This is a genomic window from Thalassospira sp. GO-4 (assembly GCF_023588965.1).
In the GTDB taxonomy this organism is placed as follows: Bacteria; Pseudomonadota; Alphaproteobacteria; order Rhodospirillales; family Thalassospiraceae; genus Thalassospira; species Thalassospira povalilytica.
In genome coordinates this window covers 2,501,800-2,516,300 of record NZ_CP097807.1, presented here as the reverse complement: position 1 = coordinate 2,516,300, position 14,501 = coordinate 2,501,800, and the positions used below count along the sequence as shown (strand labels likewise).

General features: G+C 55.2%; 13 protein-coding genes and 1 riboswitch. Of the genes, 3 read left to right on the top strand and 10 right to left on the bottom strand.

The window, feature by feature from the left end:
• Positions 1-3: 3 nt before the first annotated feature.
• From M9H61_RS11635 to M9H61_RS11605, 7 genes are all read right to left on the bottom strand, one after another.
• Complete coding sequence (locus M9H61_RS11635; RefSeq protein ID WP_250280546.1) at positions 4-2,970, bottom strand: ribonucleoside-diphosphate reductase subunit alpha; 2,967 nt, start codon at positions 2,968-2,970, stop codon at positions 4-6.
• Positions 2,971-3,077: 107 nt separating this feature from the next.
• A riboswitch (cobalamin riboswitch) is annotated at positions 3,078-3,303 on the bottom strand.
• Between the two features lie 182 nt (positions 3,304-3,485).
• Positions 3,486-4,247: a PhoH family protein gene (locus tag M9H61_RS11630; protein ID WP_250280544.1), complete on the bottom strand. Its 762-nt coding sequence runs from the start codon at positions 4,245-4,247 to the stop codon at positions 3,486-3,488.
• Positions 4,248-4,585: 338 nt separating this feature from the next.
• Complete coding sequence (gene arsJ, locus M9H61_RS11625; protein WP_250280543.1) at positions 4,586-5,812, bottom strand: organoarsenical effux MFS transporter ArsJ; 1,227 nt, start codon at positions 5,810-5,812, stop codon at positions 4,586-4,588.
• Between the two features lie 11 nt (positions 5,813-5,823).
• Positions 5,824-6,840: an ArsJ-associated glyceraldehyde-3-phosphate dehydrogenase gene (locus M9H61_RS11620; protein ID WP_250280541.1), complete on the bottom strand. Its 1,017-nt coding sequence runs from the start codon at positions 6,838-6,840 to the stop codon at positions 5,824-5,826.
• Between the two features lie 22 nt (positions 6,841-6,862).
• The gene (gene arsB / locus M9H61_RS11615; RefSeq protein WP_305879855.1) at positions 6,863-7,900 is read right to left on the bottom strand and encodes an ACR3 family arsenite efflux transporter; all 1,038 of its coding nucleotides are present in this window, start codon (positions 7,898-7,900) and stop codon (positions 6,863-6,865) included.
• Between the two features lie 23 nt (positions 7,901-7,923).
• Positions 7,924-8,436, bottom strand: coding sequence for an arsenate reductase ArsC (locus M9H61_RS11610; RefSeq protein WP_250280537.1), 513 nt, complete (start codon positions 8,434-8,436; stop codon positions 7,924-7,926).
• A 28-nt stretch (positions 8,437-8,464) separates the two neighbouring features.
• Positions 8,465-8,803, bottom strand: a complete 339-nt coding sequence (locus M9H61_RS11605) for a helix-turn-helix transcriptional regulator (RefSeq protein WP_068519890.1) — start codon at positions 8,801-8,803, stop codon at positions 8,465-8,467.
• 159 nt (positions 8,804-8,962) lie between these two features.
• On the opposite strand from M9H61_RS11605, the gene M9H61_RS11600 reads away from it, so the two are divergent.
• The 3 genes from M9H61_RS11600 (at position 8,963) to M9H61_RS11590 (ending at position 12,114) form a co-directional block, all read left to right on the top strand.
• Positions 8,963-9,328 (top strand): helix-turn-helix transcriptional regulator, encoded by a 366-nt coding sequence (locus M9H61_RS11600; RefSeq protein ID WP_068519889.1) that lies wholly within the window; start codon positions 8,963-8,965, stop codon positions 9,326-9,328.
• A 49-nt stretch (positions 9,329-9,377) separates the two neighbouring features.
• The gene (locus M9H61_RS11595) at positions 9,378-10,415 is read left to right on the top strand and encodes a permease (RefSeq protein ID WP_250280535.1); all 1,038 of its coding nucleotides are present in this window, start codon (positions 9,378-9,380) and stop codon (positions 10,413-10,415) included.
• Positions 10,416-10,518: 103 nt separating this feature from the next.
• Positions 10,519-12,114 (top strand): peptide chain release factor 3, encoded by a 1,596-nt coding sequence (locus M9H61_RS11590; RefSeq protein WP_068519888.1) that lies wholly within the window; start codon positions 10,519-10,521, stop codon positions 12,112-12,114.
• A 72-nt stretch (positions 12,115-12,186) separates the two neighbouring features.
• On the opposite strand, the gene M9H61_RS11585 is transcribed toward M9H61_RS11590, so the two are convergent.
• From M9H61_RS11585 to M9H61_RS11575, 3 genes are all read right to left on the bottom strand, one after another.
• Positions 12,187-12,516, bottom strand: coding sequence for an AzlD family protein (locus M9H61_RS11585; RefSeq protein ID WP_250280533.1), 330 nt, complete (start codon positions 12,514-12,516; stop codon positions 12,187-12,189).
• Positions 12,513-13,325, bottom strand: a complete 813-nt coding sequence (locus M9H61_RS11580) for an AzlC family ABC transporter permease (protein WP_250280531.1) — start codon at positions 13,323-13,325, stop codon at positions 12,513-12,515. Before M9H61_RS11580 ends, M9H61_RS11585 begins: the two co-directional genes overlap by 4 nt.
• A gap of 166 nt (positions 13,326-13,491) precedes the next feature.
• Positions 13,492-14,400, bottom strand: a complete 909-nt coding sequence (locus M9H61_RS11575) for a LysR family transcriptional regulator (protein ID WP_068519885.1) — start codon at positions 14,398-14,400, stop codon at positions 13,492-13,494.
• Positions 14,401-14,501 lie beyond the last annotated feature (101 nt).

Below are 14,501 nucleotides of genomic sequence, written 5' to 3'. Positions count from 1 at the left end.
TGTTTACTGGCAGGCTTCGCAATCAGGGTCGTCAAGGGAACATGCCTTGCCCCAGACGTCCCCGCCGGTAATCGCATCGGATGCGGCGCTCGCATCAATGACGGCGGATGGACGATTGCTGACTGCGGGCGCTGGTGCTGGTGCTGGTGCAGGTGCGGTAACAGGCGAAGGCGATGGGGCAGGGCTTGCTGCTTGCGGGGCATTCACCACCGCATTCAGGCGACCATCGGTGCCCTTAAGTGTCGATTTCTCGACATGGGTTGCAGCACTTGATCGCAGGTAATAGGTGGTTTTAAGCCCGCGTAACCACGCCAGACGATACAGATCATCCAGCTTCTTGCCAGACGGATTGGCGATATAAAGGTTCAGCGATTGTGCCTGATCAAGCCACTTTTGACGCCGTGATGCCGCCTCGATCAACCAGGAAGAATCAAGTTCAAACGCGGTCGCATAAAGTGCCTTCAGATCATCGGGAATGCGATCAATCTGCCCGATACTGCCATCATAATATTTCAGGTCGGAGATCATCACCTCGTCCCAAAGACCACGTTCTTTCAGGTCATGGACAAGGGCGGCATTGACCACCGTGAAGTCACCCGACATGTTCGATTTCACAAACAGGTTGCGATATGCCGGTTCAATCGATTGACTGACGCCGCAGATGTTGGAAATCGTCGCAGTCGGGGCAATCGCCATGGTGTTGGAATTGCGCATTCCAGTGGTTTTGACCCGTTCGCGCAGACCATCCCAGTCAAGGCGATGGCTTCGGTCAACAGTGAATTCCGAACGAACGTCGGCAAGCAGGTCAAGCGAGTCAATTGGCAGGATGCCCTTTGACCACAGTGATCCGTCAAAGCTTTCATACCGGCCGCGCTCGGCCGCCAGGTCAACAGATGCGGAAATGGCGTGGAAGGAAATGGCTTCCATGCTTTCATCGGCAAATGCGATGGCCTCTGACGAGGCATAGGCGATTTTCAGTTTCTGTAACGCATCTTGAAAACCCATCAGGCCAAGGCCGACCGGACGATGGCGCAGGTTGGAATAGCGTGCCTCCGGGATGGTGTAGAAGTTGATGTCGATCACGTTATCAAGCATCCGCATCGCGATTTCGACCGTTTGTGCCAGCTTGTCGTGATCAAGGCCGTCTTCGGTGACATGGGCCAGAAGATTGATCGAACCAAGGTTACAAACCGCGACCTCGTCAGCAGATGTATTGAGCGTAATTTCCGTGCACAGGTTTGACGAATGCACCACGCCACGATGCTGTTGCGGGGATCGGATATTGCACGGGTCCTTGAAGGTGATCCATGGATGACCGGTTTCAAACAGCATGGTCAACATGCGCCGCCAAAGATCCACCGCGCGCACGGTTTTGAAATTCGTGATTTGGCCGCTATTGGCCTTGGCTTCATATGCCTCATACGCGGTCTTGAATTTCGCACCATAAAGATCATGCAAGTCCGGCGTGTCATCGGGCGAAAACAGGGTCCATGGCGCATCTGCCATCACCCGTTCCATGAACAGGTCCGGCACCCAGTTGGCCGTGTTCATATCATGCGTGCGACGGCGGTCGTCGCCCGTGTTCTTGCGCAGATCAAGGAACTCTTCGATATCGATGTGCCATGTTTCGAGATAGGCACAAACAGCCCCCTTGCGCTTGCCACCCTGATTAACCGCAATCGCGGTGTCATTGGCGACTTTCAGAAACGGAACGACCCCCTGGCTTTGGCCATTTGTACCCTTGATATGCGCGCCAAGACCACGCACCGGGGTCCAGTCATTGCCAAGACCGCCGGAATATTTGGCCAAAAGCGCGTTGTCCTTGACCGATTTGAAAATGCCATCAAGGTCATCGGGCACGGTGGTCAGGAAGCAGGATGACAATTGCGGGCGGCATGTCCCGGCATTGAACAGGGTCGGGGTCGATGCCATGAAGACAAAGGTCGAAAGCTGATCATAAAATTCGATTGCCTTGGCTTCGCGGTCGATCTCACGGATGGCAAGACCCATGGCAACCCGCATGAAAAAGGCCTGTGGCAGTTCAAACCGCGACCCTTTGACATGCAGGAAGTAACGGTCATAAAGCGTCTGAAGTCCAAGATACTGGAAATTCAGATCACGTTCCGGCTTGATCGCCGCCGCGATTTTTTTCAGGTCAAACTTTGACAATTCCGGATCAATCAGGCCGGACTTGATGCCAGCCGTGATCGCGGCGGGGAAATAGGTCGCGTATCGTGCGCCCATCTCGGCCTGGGTGGCTTGTTCGGGCTGGTCGAAGACAAAGCTCAGGGCTTCTGTCCGAAGCTTGTCAAGTAACAGGCGTGCGTTGACAAAGGCGTAATTCGGTTCGCGCTCTACCAGTGTTCGGGCTGCCATGATCGGGGCAAGTGCCAATTCCCCGGTGGTGACACCGTCATAAAGGTTCTTTCTGGTTTCTTCCATGATCGGTGCTGTGCTGACGCCATCAAGGTCGCCACAGGCCTCGGCAATCACGGTCGCCAACCGGTCAATATCAAGCAACCTTTTGCTGCCGTCGGGCAGGGTGATATGAAGATCGGGCTGCCCGGCCTTTTTGCTTTTCTTGCGTGCATCAAGCTTGGCGCGTTCGCGCGCACGGTCTTCACGATACAGGACATAGGCGCGCGCAACCTTGTGATGTTCGCTGCGCATCAGGGCCAGCTCGACCTGATCCTGTATATCTTCGATCTGAAGGGTATGGCCCGGCGCGGCCCGCTTTAACAAGGTCGTGGTAACCTGATCGGCCAATCCATCGACAATGTCATGTACCCGACGTGATCCCGACGCGGTTTCGCCCTCGGCGGCAAGAAATGCCTTGGTCAGGGCTGTTTTGATTTTGGTTGCATCAAAGGCCGTGACCGATCCGTTGCGACGGATCACCTGATAGATGGTGTGTGAATTTGATGAAGGATCGGAAACGGCTGGCCGTTCCAACTCGACTGTTTCTGACATCGTAAGCCCCAATCATATGGGGGCAAAGGCCAAACGGAGGTATGCAGGGATGATTGGCGGTCTGCCAGTCAGATCACAAGCACTCCACCGGGACACCCCGCCCGTGAATGTTTACGTTCGCTCACGGCAGGTCTCCTGGCTTGCGGATCGATGCTTCATCCGGCCTTCCCGAAATGCCAAGCATTTCAGTGACCATGGTTGGATTAAAGCTAGCCGCTTACAGTTGCGGGGGCAGCTTCGGCATTGTCGTGCATATGCAAAACGCACCGAATTCCCTCTTAGCCTTCAAACCGATATGGTTCGGTAAGAAGGACCGTGATGTCTATATATTGGGTTCGGATTGAAAATTTCGTCAATATATATGTTTTCTTGACAGGTTTTACCGATCCCGGTGATCGGGCGCGAAGCCAAGAATTATCAGTCTATATAAGCAGATCCAAAAAAAGTGACGGGCCCTTTCGGGGCCCGTCCTTTTTTCTTCTTTGGTTTGCTGTGTCGGAACTTGATGACCGAAATCAGAGAACCGTAAGCATGCATGCAACCAGCGGATGGCGGACAATGTCCTTGTCGCGCAGCTGGACACAGGCGACATCTTCGACATTTTCAAGTCGTTCCGACATTTCCGAAAGACCCGACATTTCCGGCAGAAGGTCGGTCTGATCCGGATCGCCGGTCAGGATCATGGTGGAATTCCAGCCCAGACGGGTCACCAGCATCTTGAGCTGCCCGTATGTGCAGTTCTGGGCTTCGTCGATGACGACGAAGGCATTGTTCAGAGTACGGCCACGCATATAGCCGATCGGGGCAATCTCAATCGTGCCGTCCGAAAGGTATGTGCGCAGGCGCTTGGTGCCAAGGCGATCATTAAGCGCGTCATAAAGCGGGCGAAGATAAGGTGCCATCTTGGCTTCGACATCGCCGGGCAGGAAGCCGATATTTTCCCCGGCTTCAACAGCCGGGCGGGCCAGAACGATACGGCCGATATCACCCTTATCAAGGGCTTCGACCGCTTTGGAAACCGCGATATAGGTTTTACCGGTGCCTGCCGGACCAAGGGCAAGGACCAGGTTGAAGGCATCAATGGCCTCCATCAATGCGGCCTGGTTTTCACTTTTCGGGCGGATGTTGCGGCGGTAGCTTTGATCGCGTTGTCCTTTCTGTTCTGCGACTTCCCCCTGAAGCGGGTGCCAGTCAGCGTTCTTTTCATCAAACAGTTCATGGACATTGTTGTCGGACTGTTGCGGACGGTTACGACGGCGTGCTGCGCGCTTACCCATGACGATCACCTCATCAAATGTGCCAAAAAAGCAAAACGCGCCATTCCGTCATGGAAAGGCGCGCATTCAATTTTCATCTTGCGATGGAAGTGGCGGTAGGAGTTTCCGCCGGTCACAACATGTTGCATGTGCGATCCGGGGGGCGAAAATTCTCGTTGTAAGACGCTTTTTCGCGGCACTCGGGAACCCCTCCTGCGGTCCAGTGATTGACCGTTGATTGGAATCGTACCCCTATATGCAGTGTCTTGTCACGGTTTTTTGCACGATGAAATTTTCGTGAATCCGGATTGTGAGTCTTTTCAGTCATTTATCCCGCATCTGCGAAAGAACTTTTTTGTTCAACTCTGCGGTGTGACGGCGCTTCTTGCCGGAAGGGCGGCACTGATGATCCAGCTGATGGTCAAAAACGCGATCGACGTCACAAGGCATCCGACCAGCCCGCCATAGGAATAGGCAACGCCAGACAGAATGGTCCCGCAAAGCCGCCCGATGGCATTGGACATGTAATAAAACCCGACATTCATCGCGACCTTGTCGCCATCGGCATAGGCAAGGATCAAATAGGAATGCAGCGACGAGTTCACGGCAAAGACAATGCCGAACACCAAAAGCCCGCCCAGAACTGCAAGTTGCGGCGCAATCCCCTGTGTGACGGCAGCGGCAATGGCAGTGGTCACCGCGATCAGGGCTGCGATCCAGAACCGGGCGGTGCGGCCATCGGGTTCGTGTGATCCGGCCCGCAGCATTTTGGGCGCGAAGGCCTGAATGAAGCCGTATCCGATCACCCAAAGCGCCATATAGGTGCCAACCTCGATATGGTTCCAGCCCAGTTCGGCCGCCAAAAACACCGGCAGGCCGACCACAAACCAGATATCACGCGACCCGAACAGGAAAAGCCGTGCCGCCGACAGGACATTGATCTTGCGGTCACGCGAAAAGACGTCACGGAATTTGGGTTTGATCTTTTCTGACGGTCCGGACATCGCATTGCCCAGTGACAGTGCAACCGCGATCAGTGTGATGGCAAGACCGACTGCCATGGCAAGCAACGCCCCGGAAAATCCAAGCCAGGACAAAAGCGCACCGCCCATGAAAAAGCCGACGCCTTTAAGGGCGTTTTTCGACCCGGTCAAAAGGGCAACCCATTTGAAAAGCGCACCCCCGGCATCGGCAGGCACCAGAACCTTGATTGCCGATTTGCTCGACATCTTGGTCAGATCCTTGGCCACACCCGATGCGGCCTGAAGTCCCATGACATAGATAACCGAAATGGCCGGTGCCCAATCGGCCTGTGTTTGCGAAAGCGCGGCAAGCGATGCGATCTGAAGGATCAATCCGCTATAAAGGGTAAAGCGCAGCCCGCGTGTTTGTGCCAGCCATCCGCCAACCAGATTGGTTACAATCCCCGCCACTTCATAGAGGATGAACAGAAGGGCAATTTCAAATGCCGAATAGCCAAGGGCATGGAAATGCAACAGCACCAGCATCCGCAACGCCCCGTCAGTCAGGGTAAAGCCCCAATAGGCCCCGGTCACAAGTGCATAATTGCGAATGGCAGATGACATGATCGGCATTCCTAAAGCGATTGCGCGACTTTGGCAGCCAGATCCGCCATACGACAGACATAGCCCCATTCATTGTCATACCAGGCCAGTATTTTGACCTGTCGCTTGTCGATCACCATTGTCGATCCGGCATCAATGATCGAAGACCGGCTGTCATTAAGGTAATCAACACTGACCAGCGGGCGGTCTTCATAGCCCAGAATACCGGCAAGATAGGTTTCCGATGCCTCGCGCATCAGGCGATTGACCGTTTCAACATCGGTATCGCGTGCCACTTCAAACACGCAATCGGTCAGCGATGCGTTAAGAAGCGGCACACGCACGGCAATCCCGTTCAATTTGCCCGCCAATTCCGGATAAATCATCGTGATCGCGGTGGCGGAGCCGGTGCTGGTCGGGATCAATGATTGCAGGCACGACCGCGCCCGGCGCAGGTCATTATGCGGAAGATCGACAATCGTCTGGGTGTTGGTCACATCATGGATGGTGGTGATCGAACCATGCTTGATGCCAAGTTGTTCATGCATGACCTTGACCACCGGGGCCAGACAATTGGTGGTGCAGCTTGCCGCGGTCAAAAGATGATGTGTCGCCGGATCGTAAAGATCATCATTGACGCCATAGACGATATTAAGCGCACCTTCCTTGACCGGGGCTGCGACAATGACCTTTTTCACACCCTGATCAAAATAGGGCTGAAGCGTTTCGGGCGTTTTGAATTTGCCGGTGCATTCCAGAACGATGTCGCACCCCATGCCGGTCCAGTCGGTGTCGGCCGGTGTGGCGTTTTCGGAAAACGAAATCTTGTGGGTCTGATCAATCACCACCTGATCGTCGATGCAATCAACCCGGTTGGGCCAGCGGCCATGAACCGAATCAAATTCCAGAAGATGGGCCGCGGTTTTGGCCCCGCCCCGGATTTCATTGATATGAACAAATTCAAGGTTCGGGTGGCCCCAGCCCGCCCGTAAAACCAGCCGCCCCATGCGGCCGAAACCGTTGATGCCGATGCGTATTTTCTTGCTCATCTCGATAACCTGAATGCGTGGATTACTTGTTTTGCGGGGCGGTGTTTGATGCGAACCAGCCACGTGACCGGTTGGCAATGGCAACCAGCGACAACATCACTGGCACTTCGACCAGAACACCGACCACGGTCGCCAATGCCGCACCCGATGAAAAGCCGAACAGGCCAATGGCGGTGGCGACGGCCAGTTCAAAGAAGTTTGATGCACCGATCATCGCCGACGGGGCGGCAATCCTGTGCTCCACCCCCAGAAACTTGTTGGCGGCATAGGCGATGGCGGCAATGAAATAGGTCTGCAAAATGATCGGCACGGCGAGAAGCGCGATGATGATCGGCTGGGCAATGATCTGTTGCCCCTGAAAGGCAAACAGCAAGACCAGTGTTGTCAGTAGCGCAATCATCGAAACCGGTTTGAGCCGGGCATCAAATGCATTGAAATGATCAATGCCGCCCTTCATTACCCGACTTCGGATCACCTGACCGGCAATCACCGGAATGACGATAAAGGCGACGACCGAAATGGTCAGGGTTTCCCACGGAATGGAAATCGCCGAAATACCAAGCAACAGCGCAACAATCGGGGCAAAGGCGAAAATCATGATGGTGTCGTTAAGGGCCACCTGCGTCAGGGTGAAATTGGCATCCCCCTTGGTCAGATGCGACCAGACAAACACCATCGCCGTGCACGGTGCTGCCCCCAAAAGGATCAGGCCTGCGATATAGCTTTCAATCTGGGCCTCGGGCAAAAGCGGGCGAAACAGAAACCCGATAAACAGCCAGCCAAGGGCTGCCATGGTGAACGGCTTGATCAGCCAGTTCACGCCAAGCGTCACGCCAATGCCGCGCCATTGCCGACCGACTTCGTGCAGGGCGCCAAAATCGACCTTCATCAGCATCGGCACGATCATCAACCAGATCAGAACCGTCACCGGCAAATTGATCTCATAGGCCGTCAGATTGCCGATCGCCTGAAACAGGGCCGGAAACAGTTCGCCAAGCACAATGCCGGCCACGATGCTGACCGCAACCCAGACCGTAAGGTAGCGTTCAAACAATCCCATGGCGGCGGTCTCCTTTTTCTGTGTCATGCATCCTCGCGATCTGAAATATGGCCGATCCTGTCGATTTCCTTTTGCAGCGACAGGCGATCAAGCGATGCAAAAGGCAGGCTTGTGAAAATCGAAATCCGGTTGCGCAGCATCCGATAGGTATCGGCAAAGGCCAGCCGTTTTTCGGCGTCGCTGCCGGTAACCGCGGCCGGGTCGGGCACACCCCAATGGGCGGTCATCGGGGATCCGGGGAAGATCGGGCAATCTTCATTGGCGGTGGCGTCGCAAACGGTGAAAACGAAATCAAATTTGATCTCGTCCTGTTCGGAATAGACCTCCATCGCCTTTGAGGAAAAGCTGCTGATATCGTGCCCAAGGCTGCTCAGAAGCTCCTGCGCATAGGGGTGAATTTCGCCCCGTGGGTAGGACCCGGCGCTAAAGCCAAAGAAATGATCGTGACCTTCCTTTTTCAGGATGGCTTCGGCCAGGATGCTGCGCGCTGAATTGGCCCGGCACAAAAAAAGCACGTTATAGGTTCCACCAGACATGTGTTCGTCCCCTGAAAGGCAGATTGAATTAACAGCATTCTGTCTTTGGTGCCGTTACCGGTGCCAGCCCGCAAAGCTCCGGGCGCCCCTGACAGCAATCATCGGTCAGAAATCCCAGCAATGCCCGCATGGCGGCGGGTACAATGCGATAAATCATGGATCGGCCATCGCGCGTGGCGGTGATCAGTCCCGCATTGCTCAATGTCGCCAGATGCGATGACATTGTGTTGTGCGGGATGCCGATCTGGCGTGCCAGTTCCCCGGCGGCCATGCCGGTTTCCCCGGTCGCGGCCAGCAAGCGAAAAGCAGCCAGTCTGTGTTCCTGCGCCAATGCGGCCAGAGCGGTAATTGCGTTGTTTGTGTCCATATGTCTGGAATTATCGACATATCGATCGCTTGGCAAGTGACAATTGCGTGTCACGATGCTGTTTCAGGCCAAAAGTCGATTTTTATGATTTAGTATCAATACCTTATTCACAGCACAAAAATATGTTTAAATAACTAGAAATATAGTTATGATTGCGACATGAAAGAAAAAGACATTGCACCTGCCTTTGCTGCACTGGGTCACGAAGCCCGATTGAAAATCTATCGCCAACTGGTCAAGGCCGGACGCGATGGGTTGAATATTGGTGATATTGGCCGTTTGCTTGGATTGCCGGCATCGACCCTGGCGCATCATCTTGGCACGCTGGTTCAGGCCGGTCTTGTCACCCAGGAAAAACAGGGCCGTGAAACCCGCAACCGGGCGGATTTTGACGTGATGCAAAATATCGTCGGCTTCATTGCCGATGAATGTTGCAGCGGTGTTGATCTTTCACCCTTGTCATCAGGCGGTTCTACAACCGAAACCGATGCCACAAGTAACAAGGATTCCAAGGCCCTTGCATAAGCGGGTCTTTTGTTTGGGATAATATAACTAATTTTCTAGGGATATGGATATGACTGCCCTGACATTGCAACTCCGCCGTATCGGCGTTTCAGCCCGTCATTTTGACCGCGTTCTGTTGGCGGGACTGGCGATTTTGCTGGCGGTCTATCTGTTCGATCCTGCGCAACTGGTGCCAAGCATTGAATTCACCCTTGATGCCTTTATGGGAACCGCGCCCTATTTGTTGCTGTCGATTGCGATTGCTGCCTATGCCACGGCAAGCGGGGCGGATAACCTGATCTCGCGGGCCTTTGCCGGGCATCCGGTGCGCATGGTCTTTACCGCAGCCGCATTCGGGGCCTTGTCACCGTTCTGTTCCTGCGGGGTTATTCCGCTGATTGCCGCCCTGCTGGCCATGGGGGTTCCGCTTGCCCCGGTTATGGCATTCTGGCTGGCATCGCCGGTGATTGATCCGGCGATGTTTGTTTTGACGGCGGGCACCTTGGGAACCGATTTTGCGGTGATCAAAATGATTGCCGCCATCGCGCTTGGTCTGATGGGCGGGTTCGTCACCATGTGGCTGGTGGGGCGCGGGTTCCTGTCTGATCCGCTGCGCGACGGGGTTGGCAATGGCGGATGCGGCGGGGCCAAGGTGCGCGCGCCCAAGGAAGTCGTCTGGAAATTCTGGCAGGATGGCGACCGGGTTACCAGGTTCCGCAAAGCGGCGCTTTCAAACATGATCTTCCTTGGCAAATGGATGGCTTTTGCCTTTTTGCTCGAAAGCATGATGGTGGCCTATGTTCCGGCCGAAAGTGTCAGCGGCCTGCTTGGCGGGGATGGCGTTGGTCCGATTGCCATTGCCACCCTTGTTGGTGTTCCGGCCTATTTGAACGGTTATGCCGCCCTTCCGGTGATGCAGGGCCTGATTGCCCAGGGCATGCAATCGGGGGCGGCGATGGCGTTTCTGGTCGCGGGCGGGGTGTCGTCAGTTCCGGCGGCAATTGCGGTGTTTGCCTTGGTGAAAAAGCCCGTCTTTGTCCTGTATCTGGCCTATGCGCTGGTCGGATCGTTCGCAATCGGGGTGATTTCGCAGATTTGGCTGGGCTGATTGCAGCCCTACATGCCCGATATGACGATTTCACGGTGGCATTGGGCGTAAAAATCGCTACATTGCGCGCCAAGAAATTCATATCGGATTAAAGTTGATAACCATGTCGATGATTGACCAGCAGGTATCGCGTCGCCGTACCTTCGCCATCATTGCCCACCCGGATGCGGGTAAAACGACCCTGACCGAAAAGCTGCTGCTGTTCGGGGGTGCCATTCAGATGGCCGGTGCGGTGAAGGCAAAAAAGGAGCAGCGCGGCGCACGTTCGGACTTCATGAAGATCGAACAGGACCGCGGTATTTCCGTGTCTTCGGCTGTGATGACCTTCGAGTTTGAAAAGAACATCTTCAACCTGCTTGATACGCCGGGCCACGAAGACTTTTCCGAAGATACCTATCGCGTGCTGACCGCGGTTGATTCCGCCGTCATGGTGATTGACGGTGCCAAGGGTATCGAGGCCCAGACCCGCAAACTGTTTGAAGTCTGCCGTCTGCGTGACGTGCCGATCACGACGTTTGTCAACAAGCTTGACCGTGAATCCCGCGATCCGTTCGAACTGATTGATCAGATCGAACAGGACCTGGCCCTTGATGTGTCGCCGGTAACATGGCCGATCGGGTCGGGCCGTGATTTCCATGGTTGTTACGATGTGGTCAATGATCAGCTTCTGTTCATGGAAAAAGGCGGCAATGTCGTCAAGGAAGCCATCCCGATCAAAGGCCTTGACGATCCGAAGCTTGATGAGCTGATCCCGGATTATCTTCTGGAAAAGCTGCGCGAAGAAGTCGAAATGGTGCGCGAAATCTGCCCGCCATTTGATTTGCAAAGCTATCGCGAAGGGCATCTGACCCCGGTCTTCTTCGGGTCGGCTGTCAATAACTTTGGCGTGCGTGAATTGTTGCGCGGCATTGGCGATATCGCCCCAACCCCGCGCCCGCAAGAAGCCGCAACCCGTCTGGTCGAAGCAGTCGAACCCAAGGTCGCAGGCTTTGTATTCAAGGTTCAGGCAAACATTGACCCGAACCACCGCGACCGTATTGCATTCATCCGTCTGTGTTCGGGCCATTTCAAACGCGGCATGAAGCTTAAGCACGTCCGTGCTGGCAAACAGATGGCGGTGCATAACCCGATGCTGTTCTTTGCCAATGAACGTGACATTGCCGAAGAAGCATGGCCGGGCGACATTATCGGCATTCCGAACCACGGCACGCTGCGTATCGGTGATACCCTGACCGAGGGTGAAGACCTTCGCTTCCGCGGTGTTCCGGCCTTTGCCCCGGAATTGCTGCAGAAAGTCCGTCTTGATGACCCGCTTAAGGGCAAGCACCTTCAGCGTGCCCTTGAACAGCTTGCCGAAGAAGGCGCATCCCAGGTCTTTAAACCGATGATGGGGGCGGACTGGATCGTCGGTGTGGTCGGGCAGCTTCAGTTCGAAGTTCTCAAGGAACGCATCGCGGCTGAATATGGCATCAAGGTCCATTTCGAACAGACCCCGGCCTATGCGGCGCGCTGGGTCATGGGCGATGATCCGCTTGAGATCAAGAAGTTCCGCGATTCAAACCAGTCGGCACTGTTTGAAGACCATGACGACACACTGGTCTTTATCGCGCGTAACGCCTGGCACCTTGAAACCACGCAACGCGATTGGCCGAACCTTAAGTTCGAGTCCACCCGCGAACAAAATATGGTTGCTGCCTGATACAGGCATTCCTGCCAAATGCAAAAAGCCGCCCATCGTCGGGCGGCTTTTTTATTGGAATGACGCTGTTGCCTACGTGCCGATAAAATACCGCCCGACCGCCACCAGAACCATCCCCACGGCCATGGCCGCAAACAGGTTGCGCGCAAGCGCCATGGTAATGACAGTGGCTGCCGCACCGGCAATGCCGATGGCCCCGGCCGAAAGCGCACTGGGCACCCAGACCGAAATCAGAACCGCACCGGGAAGACGTTCGAGCACATGCGCCCAGCGGCCATGTTGCGGCAACCGATCGGCCATCAAAAGCCCGCCCAGACGCATGCCATATGTTACAGCCGCCATGCCAAGGATGGTCAAAACGGCTTCAAGGCTGAAAGTCGTCAGATCAGGGAACTGGGTCATTTGCTGGCCTCCGGGCTGAGTGTGCCTGTGGTGTCAGTGCCCTCTGGCGCGCCATAGGCATCACGGCCTTCCACGGCAAATTCGGCCTTAAGGCTGTCATCATCCATATCCGGGCGCCATGTCAGGGCCGCGGTGACAACACCGGCCCCCGCGCCGGCCAGGATCGACCAGGTGCCGGGCAGGGTATAATGCCCGATGATCGATCCGATTGCGGCGGCCACCCACGGTAAAAGGTCAACCTTGCCCTTCCACATGCCGATGGTCAGGGCCGCAAACACAGCGGTAAAGGCGAAATCAAGCGCATAGACTTCCGGGTCGGGAATACCCCCGCCCAGCAGGTAACCGGCAATATTGCCCGTCGCCCAGACCACACCAAGAAAGATCCCGCCACCCAGCAGAAAGCCCGGATTGGCAAGGTTTGGCTGGGTCATGGTCACCGCCCAGTTTTCATCGGCCACCATATGCATGCCGCAAATCTTGACCCAAAGCGGACGGCTGCGAAATACCGGGCGAAGCGACGCACCGATCAGGATATAGCGCATATTGATCACCGCTGTTGCGATGATGATGGTGGCGGCCGGAATGGTTTCGCGCCACAGATCAACCGACACGAACTGGGCCGATCCGGCAAATACCGTCAGGCTCATGAATAAAAGTTCGCCCAGCGACAAGCCGCGCTGGGACGCAAGAACGCCAAGCACCGCGCCAAAGATAATGGTGCTTGGCAAAAGTGGCAGGCACGCGATCGCGCCGCGTCTGATGGTATCAGGGTCGAAATGCCCGATTTGGGCAGGTCCGGGGCGTGACATTTCCGACATTTCCTATTGTTTTATGCGCCAGTTCATTTGGGGGCGACTGGCGGTTCCGGTTTGCTGGTGGGCGAGGAGCCAAGTCTTACAGGCTCCACTATCGGGCAGATCAGACAGGGCGTATTGGACGATATTGCTATTGCCCGATCAGGTGGTGATTTGAAATTCACACCCGCTTTGCGCCAAAGTCTTCGATCAGAAGGTCAAGAAACAGCTCGGCAACCGGATCAAGCTGCTTGTTGGAATCAAAGCTTGCCTGAAACATTGCCTCGACAAAGAACTGATCGGGGCGGATCGGGCGCATCCGTCCGGCTTCGACGAACTGTTTGGCATAATGTTCGGGCAAATAGCCCAGAAACGCACCCGACAGAATCAGGCGTGCCTCGGCCTCCATATCCGAAACCGTGGCGTGCGGGCGGGCGATCGCAAAATCCTTAAGGTCGCGGCCAAGCCAGAATTTGCGCCCGACAATCCGGAAACGCCGGATTTCGTCAATGTCGATTTCACTGTCGGGCTGATGATAAAGCGGGTGATCCACCCCGCAATAAAACCGGTGCATTTCCGGATAAAGCGAGATGTAGCTTAACCCCAAAACCGTTTTGGGAAAGGCACAGACACCGACCTGAATGGCGCCGGTCACGACTTCGCGCAGCAAATCATTGGGCGGATAGGTCACAACATTCAATGTTACATCCGGGGCCTGTTCGACAAAACGCGCGATGGTTTTTTCAATCTGGCGCGCCCCCGGATCGGTGATGGTGTTGTCGGTCAAACCGATGGTCAATGTGCCATTAAGCTTGTCGCGGAGCGACCGCATCTTGGTTTCATAATGCGATACCGATTTGAACAGGCGATGGGCTTCTTCGAATACCACCTGGCCTTCACGGGTCAGGGAAAAGCCGCTGCGCCCGCGTTTGCACAGACTAAATCCAAGCCTTGTTTCAAGGGCGGTGACATAACTTGAAATGGTCGACAGTGACAGATTGAGTTCACTTTGTGCGGCTGCAAATCCGCCGGCTTCAACGATGGTCAGAAAAATACGCAAAAGCTTGAGATCGGTTTGTTCCATCGCCATTCCGACACATCCCCCGTGACTTACTTTGAAGAATCCCAAAGTAAGTTTCAGCATTACGTGATTTTTTCGGGTCGCGCAATTTGATCTGCTAGGCAAACGAC